We start from the raw sequence: 16,669 nt of genomic DNA on the forward strand, positions 1-16,669 counted from the left end.
GACGAATAGGACGGATGGGGATCGAACCCATGACCCTTACCCTGTCAAGATAATGCTCTCCCGCTGAGCTACCGTCCTGTAGTTACTAGATAATATCATGTATTAACCATATATGTAAAGTGAAAAAATAGAAATCAGCCTGTACTTCATGACTATTTATATATATAATTCAAATTTAGTGAGTTTACATTTGAAATTAAGGATAGGAGGAACTGATGATGGCCGCAGAAATTATAACTGTAACAACAGAAGAGCAACTGCAGAAGGCAATATTGATCCGTACCAAAGTGTTTGTCGAAGAGCAGAAGGTTCCTCTGGATCTTGAAATTGATCATTATGACAAGCTGGGAGATACCGCCCATCATTTGCTAATTTGTGAACATGGGGAAATGGTGGCTACTGGTCGGCTGACATATTACGATGAAGAGACAGCTAAAATGCAACGTATTGCCGTTCTCAAGGAGCATCGTGCAGCAGGTTATGGACGTGTATTACTGCTAGCACTGGAGGAACGTGCACGTGAACTTGGGCTGAGATACTCGTTGTTAGATGCTCAATGTCAAGCTGAGAAGTTTTACGAAAAGCTTGGCTATGAAACGATCTCCGATGAACCTTTTGACGATGCGGGAATACCGCATGTACGTATGCTTAAAAAGTTGTAGTCGAGGCACAGGGTGTATACAAAGCTGTACAATGCGCATGCTAGTAAAAGTTCCTCCACTATACTATGGATAAGGAGCGATGCAGCATGGCTAATACAGAACGAGAACAAATTACGGCAGTACGTAAAAACGGGGATGGCGATCTTGCGTCATTTCAGACGTCTACTGGACGGATTTTGGATTATAGCCAAGCGTTGAACGAGATTGAAGCAGGTTCAATTGCAGGCGTCAACGTGTTCAAGGCCAAGGATGGAAGCAAACGAATTCGAGGGGATGCCGATGGAGATCCTTCTAATAACCTAGATCAACTGCCGTTGTTCTGACCTTGACTCGCAACATTAACGTCCAAGCTTATCATTGTATACAAAAAATATGCAGCAAGCCGCCTAGCTATCCTTTGTAGGAAAGTCGGGCGGCTTTTTGTTAATTGTTAATACTCCCTTTAGCTCGGTTACTCTGCACGTTCCAATTCTGCTAGCGGATATACTCGTTGCTGCTCCAGAAAGGACATAATCCCTGCCTTATCCCTAAATTGTTCCATATCGTCACTATAGTGCATCAGATGAATTTGCTCTTGAAGAGGTGTTGGCAAGCTTAGCAGCTCATCTAACGTTGTATGGACTTCTCCGGCACCTTGTAATTGAACCTCATGTAAAATGCTCCGACATCCCCGTTCATGCACCAGATGATGAAGTAAATCGGGATCAAAAACCATGTCCGCACTATAAAAAAGACGATCATTGATGAACAAAGAGTAACTGTTTTTACCAGGAATATGCCGTGTAGGGATCAGCTCTACCTGGATACCCGGTACTAAGGTGGTGGGTACGCCAGGGGTTATGACATTTACCTCGAATACATCCTCAAGCTTGTCAATCATACCTTGCTGTGACATGCCGCCCTTGAGCGTATGCTCCCATAAAGGGTGGATTAATGGTTCGGCGATATAAAGCAGAGGTTTGCGACGATGGAGGATATTCATTTGAAAACCAAATTCCTCTAGGCCTCCGACATGATCTGCGTGAATATGTGTGATTAAAATAGCGTCAATATCAGGCAAAGGGACACCCATCTGGTGTAATGCTAGAGATGCGGTTGTACCGCAATCGATCAGCAGCTTGCCTTCCCCGCTATCCAGCAGCGCGTTGTTGTTGTAATAATGCTTGGCAAAGGCGCTACCTGTACCAAGCATCTGTATCGTTAGGCCCATTATGGATTCACCCTCCAGACGATGTGTTATAAGACACTCTACAATCGTATTTTAACATCTAGGCTGCAGGAACTAAAGATTTGGCTCCTTATGTAAAAACTTTGGACAATTTGTGAAACACAGCGCAACTTGTGCGGCTGAGCTAGGTATAAATGTACGACAGATGGTTTTTAACAGATAACGATGGAGGGATATGTAGTATGAAATGGAGAAAAGTGATGGCCCTAGTGATGGCCTTTTCAATAATGGGAGGGACCGTCATTTCGGCGGAGTCCGCCAAGGACCAAGTGCAGTTGATTATTAACGGAGAAGTGTCAAAAGATGGCGCAGTTGTCATTGATGGGAAAACTTATGTGCCTATCCGTGACTTTAACGGGCTTGTAAATTTTGATCCCTCTGGTGGAAAAGTTGTCTTCGACCAGCCAAACGTGCATATGTTCCTGTTCAAGGGAGATACTGTGTTTGGTAACGTGAATAAAGGTAACAAAGTGAAGTTTAATGTTTTCAGCCAAATTGATACCCTGAAAACAGATATCTCCGGAGTGAAAGTAGCGATTACCGACCCTTCGGGCAATGTAAAGGATATTCAGTCCCAAGATATCAAAGGAGCGCAAAAGGATAACTTCTGGTTCCGTACGAACGACTTTACGTATGATTTCAAAACAGCAGGGAACTATCGAGTCGGTTTCTACATTAAAGAAAGTAAAGACGGTAGTTATACACTGGTATCCGAAAAAGTCATTACAGCGATAAATTAGGCATACCACAAATTGACCTGCACTCTTGATCATGTTACGATACGAGGGAAAATAAAACAATTTGAAGGTAGGTATTTCCATGAGTGATCACAAACATGAACACGGTGAAGCCTGCAACCACGATCATGACCACGAACATGAAGAAATGGTTCTTACGCTAACTGATGAAAATGGCAAAGATGTAGAAATGGTGCTGGTAGAGACCTTTGACGTAGAAGATCACGTGTATGCTCTGTTGCTTGAGCGTGGCAATCCCGAAGCGGATGGTATCATTCTTCGTATGGAAGAAGAAAACGAAGAAATGGTGCTTTACAATATTGAGGACGAAGATGAGTGGAAGCGTGTAGAAGCAGCTTATAGCGAGCTTGTTGCCCAATACGAATAAGATTGGATACAGCAGCTGCTCTTGCTCTTCAAAACACTAGAAAAGCCCCCGAATGGGGGCTTTTTTTGTTGACCATCAACATTTTTTTGCATGCAGATGCTAACAGATCATTGTTTAAGAAATAGCGTCAGTTTCAACGATAACCTTCACCTGATGTACCGTTCGATCCTCAGGTCCTTTAACAGGCAGGCCTACTTCCACATGATCTACAATATAATCAATATTGTCCTGCGAAATAACTTCGCCCGGCAATAGGATTGGGATGCCTGGTGGATATACATAAATGAATTCTGCAATGATACGGCCAGCAGATTCCTTGAAGGGTACGATTTCCGTATCTCCGTAAAAAGCGTCTCTCGGAATGAGGGAGAGCTGCGGTATATCCGGTATCTTTACAACCAGCTCATGCTGCTGACCTGTGGAATAGTGCAGTGAAGCCAGCTCGCGCAAAGCTTTTAATAAAATGTCAATTTCCTCTTTGGTATCACCAGGAGTCACCAAACAGAGAATATTATACATATCGCTAAGCTCAACTTCGATATTGTAGTGATCTCTCAGCCAATTTTCCACATCATATCCGGTAAGGCCTAAATGGCGAATATGAACCGTCACTTTGGTCGGATCATAATCATAGGTAGCTTCCGTGCCAAGAATTTCACTGCCAAAGCAATATAGCCCTTCGATTTTGTTGACCTCTGCGCGGCAATATTCAGCTAATTCCAGAGCACGTTGTGCGATTTCATGGCCATTAAGGGCCAAATTGCGTCGGGATGTGTCCAACGAAGCCAGCAGAATATACGAAGTGGACGTCGTTGTCAGCATACTGAAAATAGTTTGTACACGCTGCGGATTAACGAATCCGTTTTTTGTATTTACATTTAGTATCGAGCTTTGAGTCAAAGAACCACCCAGCTTGTGAACGCTTGTAGCTGACATGTCTGCCCCCGCCTCCATGGCGGACATCGGCAAATCAGCGTGAAAATGAATCAGTACTCCGTGAGCCTCATCGACCAGGACCGGCACATTATAGCTGTGAGCGAGATCTACAATTTCCTTCAAATCGGCGCACACACCGTAATATGTCGGGTTGATGACAAGGACGCCTTTGGCGTCAGGGTGACGTTCCAATGCCCGGCGTACGGACTTGGTTGTAACCCCGTGGTGAATACCGAGATTCTCATCACTGACCGGAGAAATGAATACCGGCTTCGCACCAGCGAAGATGATGGCAGACATTATGGATTTGTGTATATTTCGGGGTACAATAATTTTATCACCTGGCATACAAATGGACATAATCATGGTGATAATGGCTCCGCTTGTCCCCTGTACACTGTAATAAGTATAATCAGCTCCGAAGGCTTCTGCTGCAAGCTTTTGAGCTTCTTCAATGACGCCTGATGGCTGATGCAGATCGTCCAATGGAGCGATATTGATCATATCTATGGAAAAAGCATTATCCCCCATAAATTCGCGAAATTCCCGATCTGCCCCCACTCCCTTTTTATGACCTGGGATGTGAAATTGAACCGGATTGCTCTGAGCATGCTTTTTCAAAGCAGTAAAAAGCGGGGTGTTGCTTTGATTCATTAGTGTTGTCACAACCTTTCATGCAGGATTTCGACAATCCTGTGCAATTGATAATAGAACAAAATTGAGTATAGCAGTTTGAAGTAGGAATGCAAGCGATTGAGGGCGCATTTATTTGCGAAAGAGTGGAGTAGGCGGAGAACCCCGAATGTATAGACAAAAAACAAAGGCGGAGGATGTGGGATAGATGAAGCAAATTAGACGAAAAAAAGCTTCGCAGCGGCTGTGGACTCCTTTTTTCGCCAAATTATGGATACTGGTGTTTCTGGTCGAATTTATGAAGGGATCTCTTCTGGTATCGATCCTGCCGGTATATATGGGAGAAACGTTGGGGCTGTCGGCCGGAATTATCGGTTTAGCCTTTTCGCTTCAGTATTTCGGAGACAATGCATTCCGGGCACCGGCGGGCTGGATGGCTGAACGGCTCGGTTACCGTGGCACGATGTCAACCGCGTTGTTGTTTACACTTGTAGCGATCATTATGCTAAGCGCACTGACGGAACCTGTGTGGCTCGTCATCGCGTGTCTGCTACTAGGACTGGGGACATCTCCGCTCTGGCCGTGTGTGATGACCGGAACGACCGAAATGTCCGGACCTAATAACAATAATGGTGCAGCGATGGGAACACTGGAAATTGCGTCCATGGGCGGAACGGGCTTGGGTCCACTCGTTATGAACTTCGCCATATCCCACTACGGACACTCTTACGGTATGGTGTTCATGATTTTGATAGGATGCAGTATTGTATTACTACTGGTTGCTCTTATGCTGCCTGGAACGAACAGGTCTGCTGGCAAAGGTGACCTCGAACAGAGCGCACTCATATCTTCTGATGGGAAGTCCAAGCAGAAGCGGCAAGTGCTGAGTGGTATCCAGGAGACGATCAGCACGCTCAAAACCAAGCTTAATGTGAATCCGTTAATTTACCCTGCGCTGTTTTTGCAGTCCTTTGTCATCGGTTTGATCAGCCCTGTGCTAACGCTGTACGCGCGGACGGATCTCGGAATTTCACCGAACTTGTATAGCGTGCTTCTGATTGCCGGCGGTGGGGTGACTGTGCTGGCATTGATCCCTTGTGGCAAGCTGGTGGATCGCCTTGGAACCAAGTACTTTTTGCACATCGGATTTTTGCTTGCCGGGACCACGCTATTTTTCTTTTCAACAGTACAGACCATCCCGCTTGTGTTTGTATCCGTAGCAATTATTGGCTTGGGATATGCGCTCATTTTGCCTGCATGGAACACGTTTCTTGCCCAACTGATTCCGGAAAGCGAGCGTGCAACAGTATGGGGCTTTTTTTTAACACTCCAAGGCTCTGGCATGGTTATCGGTCCGCTCGTTTCAGGAGTGCTATGGGACCGCGCTGGACACACAGCTCCATTTATCATCAGTGGGATCGTGATGCTGCTCATGTTTGGCTGCCATCTGGCTTTGGCGCGCAATCCACGGAGAAAAACCGTTGTTAAGGCTTGAACGGTGCTTTTAGAAGTGGATCAGGGCCGCATTTATTCTGAAGCTATTCCTTTGGAAAAGACATCCGGTACAGTGGCAGCAAATGCTCAAAAGTGGAACGCACTGTCTGCAGTAGCGCAGCTCCGTCACTAGCGAGAGGATCATTACGATCAATGCGGAGCCCGCACATGACCTCGGCTTTTTTCACCTGCTGCAGCTTGTTAATGATGGTTTGAAACTCTTCAGTGTCCATTTGCTGCTGTTCTGTACCTTGTGGAGCCATATGATCCATGGACCAGTAAAAGTGACCTGGTATGTTAGATCGCACATCGCTGAGGTTGGTTTCAAGCGCCTGGGCAAATGTGATTTTATTCGGACTTTCATAAATGACTGCGAATATGACGAATATATGGGAAGCGAACATACCTACCTCAAAATGCGGCAACGCCTTATACCCGCGTTTATTTGCCGCCCAGGCTACCCATGTATCGATCGGGGGGTTGACCTTGCGTCGTGCATGCTTGGCAACGTGAACGTGCATAGGCTCCCCGCATAAGTCCGTCAGGAAGGGGGCTAACTCCTCGCCAATCGCCTCCAACTTGGGCCGAACCTGTTGAATCAGCACCTCCATGCGAGGTTCCAATCCTGGTATCTCAAAAACATCAAAGTCCTTTGCAGTAAATCCACTAAATGTCATTCCTATTCCTCCAGTAACTAGGCTAAGCCATATCGTGTGGCGTATTATGTCCGATTATAGCATAATGTCAGCGGGCTTGACCGTCTTTAGACCAGGCTCGGTACAAGCACATAAGGCAAAAGTAGGATTGTGCGCTGTTACTCATAAAAATAGGTCAAATAACCAAGTACCCTTACATAAAATGAAGTATAAAATAGAGCAAGGGAAGATCAAGCGGGAAAGCCGCAGGCTTGCTGTAGCCGGACTTCTTGAATCGGACTTGAAAAAGGAGGGAATGCCGTGAACAAGGGCTGTGAGGTAGAATATTGCAATCTAGAGCTCCGGTTTAGCCGTCGGCATATCCATAATCTGATCAAGGATTTGATATCGGAAGGGTATTCGCTGTACTGGAGCGAGGATGAGTCGTATCTGGTTTTGTCGGTGAGAACCGGGCGCAAGCTGGTGAAGCTCCGTTTTCAACAATTGCGCACAGGGCACTATAAGCTGGCTGGAGATTATGTAATCCGCGATGCCAAGCTGGCTGAGTGGTTGGAGAAGCTAATTGGAAGTACTCGAGGTCATGCCATTGTCAAAAGAGTCAAGGATCATCATATCTTGGTAGAAAATATTTTGTTCGGCGAGGTCATTCGTCTGGTCGAGGTTACTGGCTTTAAGCAGCGTGTTATTTATCAGAAAGGACCCGTGCTGTCCGCTCAGGAAATGGAAGATATGTACGCTTCCAATGAAGGGGAAACCCGGCTGCTGCTGCTCAAAATGGAAGTGGATGATGAATTGGAGAAGCTGTTCACAGCCATGACCGAGGAAGATACGATTAAAATCGAGAATTGCCACAAACGCCTGCAAACGCTATCTCACCAACTGCTGATGATGGAAGCGTAGTACATCGGAACACCTCATGCAAATGGGGTGTTTTGACCTGTGATTAGACAGGGGTTCACTTCTGACACTAAAAACGTTAAAATAGAAGTGCACGTGTTCCGATTCACATAAAGTGTAATGCGGTAAAGCGGCGATATAGAATACAAAATATGTTGCAAAGGATGAGGAACCAGATGGCAAAACAGCAAATTGGTGTGATCGGCCTGGCGGTAATGGGTAAAAACTTGGCCCTTAATATTGAGAGCAGAGGCTTCACCGTTTCGGTTTTTAACCGCTCTCCAGAAAAAACGCACGATCTTATCAAAGAAGCAGAAGGTAAGAAACTGACGGGTACTTTCTCCATTGAAGAATTTGTGAACTCACTGGAATCACCCCGTAAAATCCTGATCATGGTTCAAGCTGGTAAAGCTACAGATGCCACGATTGAACAGCTTGTGCCTCATCTGGACAAGGGCGACATTATTATAGACGGAGGCAATGCCTACTTCCCTGATACACAGCGCCGCAGCAAGGAGCTGGAGGAAAAAGGACTTCGCTTTATTGGTACAGGCGTATCCGGTGGTGAAGAAGGTGCCTTGAATGGTCCTGCCATTATGCCAGGTGGACAAGAAAGTGCCTACAAACTGGTAGAGCCGATTCTGACTGCAATCTCTGCTAAAGTGGACGGCGACCCATGCTGTACATATATCGGTCCCGACGGTGCTGGTCACTATGTAAAAATGGTGCACAACGGTATCGAGTACGGTGACATGCAATTGATTGGTGAAGCATATCACTTGCTGAAATCAGTTCTGAATGTGAGTGCGGAAGAACTTCATGAAATCTTTACAGAATGGAATAAAGGTGAACTGGACAGCTATCTGATCGAAATTACAGCTGACATCTTCTCCCAGTATGATGCTGAAACAGGCAAGCCTATGGTAGATGTGATCTTGGATGCTGCGGGTCAAAAAGGTACTGGTAAATGGACAAGCCAAAGCGCGCTGGATCTGGGTGTGCCATTGTCCATGATTACCGAGTCCGTATTCTCCCGTTTCTTGTCTGCTATGAAAGATGAGCGTATTGCGGCAAGCAAAGTGCTGAGCGGTCCTAAAGCTGAATCCTTCAGCGGCGACAAAAAAGAATTTATCGAAAGCGTACGTAAAGCCCTGTTCGCAAGTAAAATTGTGTCTTATGCTCAAGGTTTCGCTCAAATGCGTGCAGCTTCCGATGAATATGATTGGGATTTGAAATACGGAAAAATTGCAATGATCTTCCGCGGTGGTTGCATTATCCGTTCGCAATTCCTGCAAAACATCAAGGATGCGTATGACCGTGATCCTGCTCTGAAAAACCTATTGCTGGACTCTTATTTCAAAAATGTAGTAGAAACGTATCAAGATGCATGGCGTCAAGTGATTTCCGTGGCTGTATCTCAAGGTATTCCAGTGCCTGGCTTCTCCAGCGCGCTTGCTTACTATGACAGCTATCGCACGGAGCGTTTGCCAGCAAACCTGCTGCAAGCGCAACGTGACTACTTTGGTGCACACACGTTCAAGCGTGTGGACAAAGAAGGCGTATTCCATCATCAATGGTTTTAATGAACTGACGAATATGTAAGAATGCAGTATGTAACACAACGGAAGCTTTTTTGCCCTCTGGGTAGAAAAAGCTTCCGTTTTTGATTTGGTATTTTAGATACAATGTTGAATTCGCTAAAGGATTGTATAATCTTTTGACGCTATGGTATGATAGAAACACAAAATTTTAATGCTTTACCGCGTCTAAGCTTTGAGTTTAAATAAAAGAGACGGAAGATTCCCGTCTCTTTTATAGACTAGCTGTTTTACTGCTCCTGTGACCATTGCAGCATGCCACCAATCATATTGGTGCAACCCACGTAACCTAACTGCTGCAAATATTCGCAGGCACGTTCACTGCGATAACCGCTCCGGCAAATAAAGATGATTTCACCGGTGCGTTCAATTTCCTCAAGGCGGCCCGGAATCTGTCCGAGCGGAATGTGCTTGGCACCTTCAATCATACCTTCCGCTACTTCTTCCGCTTCACGGACGTCGATCAATTGCAATTGCTCTCCTGCTTGCAGGCGTGCGCGAAGCTCAGAAGGTTCAATCAGAGCGATTTGCGTCATGGCTGGACCTCTTTTCTAATGTAAATGGGTACTATTTGTATTGTTGACGTGTGAGAAACGTCACACTCTCTATGTATGATAGCGAAGCGATCTCTAAGCTGTCAATTAGCCTGAATCTAAAAATCAAATAAAGATTGGTCAACCAGGTTGCTAAACCTCGACAGACCTAGATGAATATTCCTTATTTTTTAGGTGGAGAAATGAACGTTACAACTTGTATAATTAACGTAAACTAGGATGGTTTGAATCGAAAAGGAGCATGTATAATATGGATGTTATCGTTAGACCTACCCCTTCCCTGCAAGGAGAGATTGGGGCTTTGTCCTCCAAAAACTACACTACTCGTTATCTGCTAACGGCTGCACTAGCTGATGGGCAAAGTACTATTTACTATCCAGCTCATAGTGAAGACAGTGATGCTATGCGTCGTTGTATCACCGATCTGGGAGCAGTGCTGGAAGAGGATAATGAAAAAATCGTGATTACAGGTTTTGGTAGCCATCCTCAAGCTGTGAAGGAACTGAACGTGGGCAATGCAGGAGCGGTGCTCCGTTTTTTGATGGGAATTGCGTCCCTATGTCCGGATGTTACATTTGTGAATACATATCCCGACTCCTTGGGGAAAAGACCCCATGATGATCTAATTGATGCACTGGGCCAACTGGGGGTTAGAGTAGATCATCGTGAAGGCAAGTTGCCAATACGTATTCAGGGTGGTCAGGCGAAGGGCGGTAAAATCCAAGTGTCCGGTTCGGTTAGCTCACAGTATTTAAGCGCTCTGTTGTTCCTTACACCTCTACTGGAGGAAGATAGTGAAATTGAAGTGCTGCATGATTTGAAATCCAAAGTGGTCATTGGGCAGACGCTGGAGGTATTGCAAGAGGCTGGTATTACCATTCATGCAAGTGATGACTACATGTCTTTCCGCGTACCGGGTCGGCAATCCTATCAGCCACGTACGTATACTGTACAGGGGGATTATCCAGGGAGTGCTGCGGTGCTGGCGGCGGCTGCAGTAACGAATTCCGATGTAACCATCCATCGTCTTAAAGAACAGAGCAAACAGGGAGAACGTGCTATTGTAGACGTGCTGCGTATGATGGAAGTGCCACTGACACATGAGAACGATACCGTTGTCGTAAAGGGGAACGGTCGATTGAAAGCCATCGAGTTTGACGGTGATGCTGCGACAGACGCTGTGCTTGCCATGGTAGCTGCGGCTGTATTTGCCGAAGGTACGTCCCGTTTCTATAACGTGGAAAATTTACGGTATAAGGAATGTGACCGTATTACCGATTATTTGAATGAATTGAGCAAGGCTGGAGCTCGGATAGAAGAACGTCAAGCGGAAATCATTGTGCATGGTAGACCGGAGGGTGTCGAAGGTGGTGTGGAAATCAACGCGCATTTTGATCACCGTGTCATTATGGCATTGACGGTTGTAGGTTTGCGTGCGCAGAAGCCGCTAGTGATCAAGGATGCGCATCATGTCGCCAAATCGTATCCACAGTATTTCGACCATCTGACGACGCTTGGTGCTTCTGTAGAATGGGTAAAATAAAGGTAAGTTAAGATGCAGACAGGAGGAGAAAAAATGGCTTTTGAAAATCCGTCCAGAGAAGAGATTAAGAATATTTTGGAACAAGTAGGCAATATTGCGGTTGTTGGTTTGTCTGATAAATCAGACCGCACCTCATACATGGTTTCTTATGCTATGCAACAGCGGGGATACCGGATTATTCCGGTAAATCCTGCGGCCGCAGGACAAACGATTCTTGGAGAGACTTGCTATGCCAGTCTTGCTGAAGTACCAGAGCCCGTTGAATTGGTTAATGTATTCCGGCGTAGCGAATACTGCGCAGAGGTTGCGCGTGAAGCCGCTGCTATTGGAGCAAAGATATTGTGGCTGCAACAGGGAATTATAAGCCAGGAAGCCGCTGACATTGCACAGGAGCATGGAATGACGGTTATTATGGATCGTTGCATTAAGGTGGAGGATTCAGTGACCCAAGCTGTACGTAAAGGATAATCACATCGCTGAATCATGCTATATGAGCATGAAAAAAACCTTCTTCCCTTATTTCATAGGGTTGAAGGTTTTTGGTGTGAAATCAGAACTATGATACAGTATATTATACTTTCAGGAATCCATATAATGTATGTATGCTTGGAATATGATAGGGTCTAGTTAAATTCATAGGGTTATCGCTGAGTAATAAGTTATATGACCTGTAAAAGCGTAAATAAATATTTTTGGCTGACGGAACCATTGCTTTGACAAAAGTATTTATTCGGCTTACCATCAGGGATAGAAGGGAGAGGAATGCCATGAATTGGCTCGGATCCTTACAACAGCTTGGTCGTGCTGTCATGCTCCCGACGATGGTGCTACCAGCAGCTGCAATATTGCTAAGTCTCGGCAGCCTTCCTTGGGCCACGTGGGGATTTCCTATGGTGTCTGATATGGCAAATGCGGCGGGACACGGGATTTTTTATTTTTTGCCGTATTTGTTTGCGGTGGGTGTTGCACTGGGTATGTCGAATCAAGCAGGTCAGGCGGGACTGGCTGCATTGGCTGGTATGGCTATATATGATCAGGTCACATTGAGATTTGGAAACGGACTCATTCAGCCAGCGACGCTCATAGGTATCATTTTGGGGATTATTTCAGGCTTGGCTTATAATCGCTTCAAAAGCATTAAGTTGCCCGAAGTGCTTCAGTTTTTTGGGGGAACCCGATTTGTTCTGCTGCTTATTGGCCTGTTCTCTGCTGTATTTGCAGGGCTTATGTTGATTATTGCTCCGCTGATCCAGCGAGGACTGGAATTTATAGTAGGCCTGGAATCGAGCTTGGGCGGTTTTGGACTGCTTATTTACGGTATTCTATACCGATTATTGGCAGCTTTTGGTCTTCATCATCTGCTTAATAATATATTTTGGTTTCAACTGGGTACATATAAAACGCCGTCTGGCAACGTTGTGCAGGGGGATTTGCCCCGGTTTTTTGCTGGCGATCCGACAGCGGGCTATTTCATGTCTGGGTTGTTTCCCATTATGATGTTTGCGATCCCTGCGATTGCGTTAGCGATCATTCAGGAAGCTCGTGAAGATTTGAAGCCAAAGGTGCAGAAAACGTTTCTGACGGCCGCATTGGTCTGCTTTTTTACCGGAGTGTCGGAACAGATTGAGTTTGCCTTTTTGTTTGCTGCTCCTTATTTGTTCCTCGTTCATGCGGTTATGTCCGGTCTGGCCATGTGGCTTACCTTTGAGTTGGACATTCATCATGGCTTTTCATATTCGGCGGGTTTTATAGATTATGTCCTTAATTTCCACCTGTCACATAACGCCTGGTTACTAATTCCAGTCGGAGTGGCATATGGGCTTGTGTATTATGTACTGTTTCGATGGGCGATCCGTCGGTTCCGTATTCCAACCCCTGGTCGCGAGGAAGGCTCAGTTCTGGAGGATTGGGCCGGTAATATTCCTTACAGTGCTCCGCTTATTTTGGAAGCACTCGGTGGGAAGGAGAATATTGTGCAGGTAGAGGCCTGCATTACCCGTTTACGGCTGACCGTTCACAATGACAGGCTGATTAATACCGGAGCAATGAAGGCTTTGGGATCAGCCGGGCTTATTAATCTGGGCGGGGGTAATTTACAAGTCGTATTTGGAACATATTCAGAACTGATCCGTGAGGAAATTGCGAAGTTGATGGAACGTGATCTTCCTCAAATTTTGTTCAATGCTCCTGTACATGGAAAAATGCTACCGATTCATGAAGTGCCTGACAAAATTTTTGCAACGAAGCTGGTTGGGGACGGTGTTGCTTTTGTTCCTGAACGCGGTGAACTTGTGTCTCCGGTGTATGGTACTGTGATGCATTTGTATCCAACCATGCACGCTTTAGGCATCTCCACACGAGAAGGACTTGAGGTTCTGCTTCACATCGGGATTGATACTTCACAGCTAAAAGGGAATTTTACTGCTATGGTAGAAGCAGGCGATACGGTGGAACCGGGGCAATTGCTGATCAAATTTGATTTGCAGGCGCTACGAGAGCAAGCTCCATCGCTGGTGACTCCTATGGTCATCACGAATCCGGATCGCGTCAAGTCGTGGAGCTTTGCTCCGTTTAAAACAGTGAAAAAAGGTCAGGCCTCGGTAATGTCCGTTGTGCTGCATGACAGGAATGTTGGAGGGGTAGAAACATGATAGAAGGCATCGGCGCCGCAGCAGGTGTGGCCATCGGGAAGGCATTTGTCCTGCCGAGCTGGGAATGGGATTTACCAGATCAAAAAATGGATACGGTAGATCTAGCGAAGGAATTTGAACGATTGTATGAAGGGATACGTACATCCAAAAGTGAAATCCAGTTTATTAAGGATGAGTTTCGAGAGATGGTGGGACCGGAGGAATCCAGCATTTTTGATGCTCATCTTGCGATATTGGAAGATCCGGAATTCATGAATGAAATTAGCGGAATTATTCAGCGTCAGTATAAGGCGGCCGAGGTGGCTGTGAAGGAAGCTATTGATCATTTTGTGACCATGTTTGATTTGCTGGATGATGAATATATGAAGGAGCGGGCAATCGACATTAAGGATGTGGGGAACCGACTGCTCAAGCATTTGCTGGGCGCACCGGAAGTGACTCTTCCCAACGACACACAGCCCTATATTCTGGTAGCCAAGGAGCTTTCGCCATCCCAATCGGCACACCTGAATCCCAGCTACGTGTTGGGGATTGTGACTATGAATGGTGGTAAAACATCGCATTCCGCGATTATGGCCCGTGCGCTTGGTATCCCACTCGTTTCAGGATTGGAGAGCAATTTGAATTTGCCCGTTCAAACCGGAGATATGATGGTTGTGGACGGAGACCTGGGCAGGGTGTATGTAAATCCGGAAAAATCAGTAACAGACCACTATATCGTTTTGCGTGACGAGCAGCGACGCAGAAAAGAGCAGCTTCAGGTACTCGCTTCGGTAGAAGCTGTGACCAAGGATGGAACCACGCTGAGGCTGGCGGCCAATATTAGCTCCGTTAAAGAGCTGGAGGCCGCTTTGAAGCATGGAGCTCAAGGTGTGGGGCTGTTCCGCACGGAATTTTTATATATGGATCGCAAATCTGCTCCTGATGAAGAGGAACAGTATGAAGTATATCGGCTAATAGCGGAAAAGGCAGGCAATCACTCCGTAGTCATCCGTACATTGGATATCGGCGGCGACAAGCCGTTGGATTATCTTGAACTCCCAGAGGAAGAAAATCCTTTTCTAGGTTATCGTGCTATACGGATTAGTTTGGATTGGAAGGAAATGTTTAAAACTCAATTGACTGCAATTTTGCGAGCCAGTGCAACGGGGAATATCAAGGTCATGTACCCGATGATCTCATCCGTGGAGGAAGTCCGTCAGGCAGATGTTCTTTTGAAGGAGGCTATGGCGGATCTGGATGCAAGAGGGCTTGCCTATAATCCCAAAATACAGCGAGGAATTATGATTGAGGTTCCGGCTGCGGCGATGATCGCGGATCTATTAGCAGCTGAAACCGATTTTTTTAGTATCGGAACAAATGATCTAGTTCAGTATGTGCTGGCTGTGGACCGTATGAATGAGCAGATTGCGCATATGTACCATCCATACCACCCGGCTGTACTTCGAATGCTGCGCATGACTGCACAGGCGGCACATCAAGCCGGAATTGATGTGAGTGTCTGCGGTGAGATGGCTGGAGATGAACGGTCGGTTCCACTTTGGCTGGAACTAGGAATACATCAGCTCAGTATGTCCCCCCAATCTTTATTGCGGGTCAAGCATCGTGTGCTGAATACGACCGCATCTGAGGCGATGACAGTTGCTCGTGCTTGCTTTGGCATGTCTACTGGTGCAGCGATCGAAGACAAGCTGACTGCGGCTAATATCAGCTGCACCCCGGCCGGACCTGGGCGGCAGTAATGCTTTAAAATCTGAAAGCTTAGCTTGGCTCGTACAAAAAAGCACCTTTAAAACCATGAATAAAGTGGTTTTGAAGGTGCTTTTTCGATATAGCTATAAATAAGGGTTACTCAAGTCCTGAATATGCGGACTGGATATCTTATTTCTGAGCGCTATTAGCTAATACATCGCAGAACGCTTTTCCGTAAGGGGGAAGATCAGGCGGTCGACGAGCGGATACAATATGTCCGTCTGTCACCACAGCTTCATCCTTCCAGATGGCTCCTGCATTTTCCATATCATCACGAATACCTGGTGTGGAGGTGACCGTAACACCATCCAATATTTTTGCAGAAATCAGTACCCAGCCTGCATGGCAGATTTGTCCGATGGGTTTATGTGCGGCATGAAATTCCTGTACGAGTTGAATGACCTTGGGATAGCGGCGCAGTTTATCAGGCGCCCAACCGCCAGGAACGAGAATTCCGTCATAATCGCTGCTATTCAGTTCTTCAAAGGCATATTCTGCTTCAGCAGGTACGCCGTATTTTCCAATATACTTTTTACCCTTTTCAGCACCGGCTAAATGTACTTCCGCGCCTTCTTCACGAACGCGATACACCGGGTACCATAATTCCAGATCCTCGAATTCCTCATCTACCAGGGCAATTACCTTTTTTCCGGTAAGTCTTGACATCCAACCATCCTTTCGTGCGTCACATGATGACACCTTTGTTTTGTAATCTGTACTTTTACATCTTAAGAAAAAGTACGCCCGAAGTCCATTCCTCCGCAGATTCTCGGGTTAGGAGTCGCTCTTTAACAACAATCGTCGTCATTTTTTGACCCCCAAAGCTTTGGTAATTTGTTCATTGCTGCAATCTGTGGAAGGATTTGAGGCCCCAAAGTCGAAATAAAAAAAGGTATGATAGATTTTATTGAGTTAACAAATATTTTATAGACTAGTAGAT

Annotated in this window: 16 protein-coding genes and 1 tRNA gene; 11 read left to right on the forward strand and 6 right to left on the reverse strand. The window is 46.0% G+C overall.

What is annotated here, in order from left to right; translation table 11 throughout:
* Window positions 1–6: 6 nt before the first annotated feature.
* Window positions 7–78, reverse strand: a tRNA-Val gene (locus tag G7035_RS17815).
* Between the two features lie 140 nt (window positions 79–218).
* Between G7035_RS17815 and G7035_RS17820 the strand changes: the two genes are divergently transcribed.
* Window positions 219–662, forward strand: coding sequence for a GNAT family N-acetyltransferase (locus tag G7035_RS17820; RefSeq protein ID WP_029515124.1), 444 nt, complete (start codon window positions 219–221; stop codon window positions 660–662).
* Window positions 663–748: 86 nt separating this feature from the next.
* Window positions 749–985 carry a DUF3892 domain-containing protein gene (locus tag G7035_RS17825; protein WP_016822393.1) on the forward strand — a complete coding sequence of 79 codons (237 nt, stop codon included), beginning with the start codon at window positions 749–751 and terminating at the stop codon, window positions 983–985.
* 128 nt (window positions 986–1,113) lie between these two features.
* Here G7035_RS17825 and G7035_RS17830 read toward each other — a convergent pair whose 3' ends face one another.
* Complete coding sequence (locus G7035_RS17830) at window positions 1,114–1,872, reverse strand: MBL fold metallo-hydrolase (RefSeq protein ID WP_019687972.1); 759 nt, start codon at window positions 1,870–1,872, stop codon at window positions 1,114–1,116.
* A gap of 200 nt (window positions 1,873–2,072) precedes the next feature.
* Between G7035_RS17830 and G7035_RS17835 the strand changes: the two genes are divergently transcribed.
* Both G7035_RS17835 and G7035_RS17840 read left to right on the forward strand, forming a co-directional pair.
* Window positions 2,073–2,630 (forward strand): hypothetical protein, encoded by a 558-nt coding sequence (locus tag G7035_RS17835; protein WP_013371897.1) that lies wholly within the window; start codon window positions 2,073–2,075, stop codon window positions 2,628–2,630.
* Window positions 2,631–2,709: 79 nt separating this feature from the next.
* Complete coding sequence (locus G7035_RS17840; protein ID WP_007431055.1) at window positions 2,710–3,015, forward strand: DUF1292 domain-containing protein; 306 nt, start codon at window positions 2,710–2,712, stop codon at window positions 3,013–3,015.
* 114 nt (window positions 3,016–3,129) lie between these two features.
* On the opposite strand, the gene G7035_RS17845 is transcribed toward G7035_RS17840, so the two are convergent.
* A complete protein-coding gene (locus G7035_RS17845; RefSeq protein WP_016822391.1) occupies window positions 3,130–4,605 on the reverse strand; it encodes an aminotransferase class I/II-fold pyridoxal phosphate-dependent enzyme in 1,476 nt (491 codons plus the stop codon).
* Window positions 4,606–4,792: 187 nt separating this feature from the next.
* Between G7035_RS17845 and G7035_RS17850 the strand changes: the two genes are divergently transcribed.
* The gene (locus tag G7035_RS17850; protein ID WP_019687971.1) at window positions 4,793–6,079 is read left to right on the forward strand and encodes an MFS transporter; all 1,287 of its coding nucleotides are present in this window, start codon (window positions 4,793–4,795) and stop codon (window positions 6,077–6,079) included.
* Window positions 6,080–6,122: 43 nt separating this feature from the next.
* On the opposite strand, the gene G7035_RS17855 is transcribed toward G7035_RS17850, so the two are convergent.
* Window positions 6,123–6,755, reverse strand: a complete 633-nt coding sequence (locus tag G7035_RS17855) for a YktB family protein (protein ID WP_017427814.1) — start codon at window positions 6,753–6,755, stop codon at window positions 6,123–6,125.
* Window positions 6,756–7,034: 279 nt separating this feature from the next.
* On the opposite strand from G7035_RS17855, the gene G7035_RS17865 reads away from it, so the two are divergent.
* Together G7035_RS17865 and gndA are read left to right on the forward strand one after the other, a co-directional pair.
* Window positions 7,035–7,634, forward strand: coding sequence for a hypothetical protein (locus G7035_RS17865; RefSeq protein ID WP_016822387.1), 600 nt, complete (start codon window positions 7,035–7,037; stop codon window positions 7,632–7,634).
* A 173-nt stretch (window positions 7,635–7,807) separates the two neighbouring features.
* The gene (gndA, locus tag G7035_RS17870) at window positions 7,808–9,214 is read left to right on the forward strand and encodes an NADP-dependent phosphogluconate dehydrogenase (RefSeq protein ID WP_013371891.1); all 1,407 of its coding nucleotides are present in this window, start codon (window positions 7,808–7,810) and stop codon (window positions 9,212–9,214) included.
* 245 nt (window positions 9,215–9,459) lie between these two features.
* On the opposite strand, the gene G7035_RS17875 is transcribed toward gndA, so the two are convergent.
* Window positions 9,460–9,765 (reverse strand): rhodanese-like domain-containing protein, encoded by a 306-nt coding sequence (locus G7035_RS17875; RefSeq protein WP_019687970.1) that lies wholly within the window; start codon window positions 9,763–9,765, stop codon window positions 9,460–9,462.
* Window positions 9,766–10,033: 268 nt separating this feature from the next.
* Here G7035_RS17875 and aroA point away from each other — a divergent pair, with 268 nt between their 5' ends.
* The 4 genes from aroA to ptsP all read left to right on the forward strand — a co-directional run bounded on the left by aroA (window position 10,034) and on the right by ptsP (window position 15,719).
* On the forward strand, window positions 10,034–11,326 hold the full coding sequence (aroA, locus tag G7035_RS17880; protein WP_019687969.1) for a 3-phosphoshikimate 1-carboxyvinyltransferase: 1,293 nt from the start codon (window positions 10,034–10,036) through the stop codon (window positions 11,324–11,326).
* A gap of 33 nt (window positions 11,327–11,359) precedes the next feature.
* Entirely contained in the window at window positions 11,360–11,794 is a 435-nt protein-coding gene (locus tag G7035_RS17885; protein ID WP_019687968.1) for a CoA-binding protein, read from the forward strand.
* A gap of 299 nt (window positions 11,795–12,093) precedes the next feature.
* Window positions 12,094–13,977, forward strand: coding sequence for a glucose PTS transporter subunit IIA (locus tag G7035_RS17890; protein ID WP_019687967.1), 1,884 nt, complete (start codon window positions 12,094–12,096; stop codon window positions 13,975–13,977).
* Window positions 13,974–15,719, forward strand: coding sequence for a phosphoenolpyruvate--protein phosphotransferase (gene ptsP / locus G7035_RS17895; protein ID WP_019687966.1), 1,746 nt, complete (start codon window positions 13,974–13,976; stop codon window positions 15,717–15,719). The genes G7035_RS17890 and ptsP overlap by 4 nt, the downstream gene beginning before the upstream one ends.
* A 139-nt stretch (window positions 15,720–15,858) precedes the next feature.
* Here the strand turns inward: ptsP and G7035_RS17900 are convergent, their stop codons facing one another.
* The gene (locus G7035_RS17900) at window positions 15,859–16,395 is read right to left on the reverse strand and encodes a type 1 glutamine amidotransferase domain-containing protein (protein WP_017427809.1); all 537 of its coding nucleotides are present in this window, start codon (window positions 16,393–16,395) and stop codon (window positions 15,859–15,861) included.
* Between the last annotated feature and the right edge of the window lie 274 nt (window positions 16,396–16,669).

The organism is Paenibacillus polymyxa, assembly GCF_015710975.1.
Classification (GTDB): domain Bacteria; phylum Bacillota; class Bacilli; order Paenibacillales; family Paenibacillaceae; genus Paenibacillus; species Paenibacillus polymyxa.

Excerpts from the sequence above, each read along its gene's own strand:
- G7035_RS17820 (WP_029515124.1), top strand. The coding sequence starts at position 219 with ATGGCCGCAGAAATTATAACTGTAACAACAGAAGAGCAACTGCAGAAG.
- G7035_RS17825 (WP_016822393.1), top strand. The coding sequence starts at position 749 with ATGGCTAATACAGAACGAGAACAAATTACGGCAGTACGTAAAAACGGG.
- G7035_RS17830 (WP_019687972.1), bottom strand. The coding sequence starts at position 1,872 with ATGGGCCTAACGATACAGATGCTTGGTACAGGTAGCGCCTTTGCCAAG.
- G7035_RS17835 (WP_013371897.1), top strand. The coding sequence starts at position 2,073 with ATGAAATGGAGAAAAGTGATGGCCCTAGTGATGGCCTTTTCAATAATG.
- G7035_RS17840 (WP_007431055.1), top strand. The coding sequence starts at position 2,710 with ATGAGTGATCACAAACATGAACACGGTGAAGCCTGCAACCACGATCAT.
- G7035_RS17845 (WP_016822391.1), bottom strand. The coding sequence starts at position 4,605 with ATGAATCAAAGCAACACCCCGCTTTTTACTGCTTTGAAAAAGCATGCT.
- G7035_RS17850 (WP_019687971.1), top strand. The coding sequence starts at position 4,793 with ATGAAGCAAATTAGACGAAAAAAAGCTTCGCAGCGGCTGTGGACTCCT.
- G7035_RS17855 (WP_017427814.1), bottom strand. The coding sequence starts at position 6,755 with ATGACATTTAGTGGATTTACTGCAAAGGACTTTGATGTTTTTGAGATA.
- gndA (WP_013371891.1), top strand. The coding sequence starts at position 7,808 with ATGGCAAAACAGCAAATTGGTGTGATCGGCCTGGCGGTAATGGGTAAA.
- G7035_RS17875 (WP_019687970.1), bottom strand. The coding sequence starts at position 9,765 with ATGACGCAAATCGCTCTGATTGAACCTTCTGAGCTTCGCGCACGCCTG.
- aroA (WP_019687969.1), top strand. The coding sequence starts at position 10,034 with ATGGATGTTATCGTTAGACCTACCCCTTCCCTGCAAGGAGAGATTGGG.
- G7035_RS17885 (WP_019687968.1), top strand. The coding sequence starts at position 11,360 with ATGGCTTTTGAAAATCCGTCCAGAGAAGAGATTAAGAATATTTTGGAA.
- G7035_RS17890 (WP_019687967.1), top strand. The coding sequence starts at position 12,094 with ATGAATTGGCTCGGATCCTTACAACAGCTTGGTCGTGCTGTCATGCTC.
- ptsP (WP_019687966.1), top strand. The coding sequence starts at position 13,974 with ATGATAGAAGGCATCGGCGCCGCAGCAGGTGTGGCCATCGGGAAGGCA.
- G7035_RS17900 (WP_017427809.1), bottom strand. The coding sequence starts at position 16,395 with ATGTCAAGACTTACCGGAAAAAAGGTAATTGCCCTGGTAGATGAGGAA.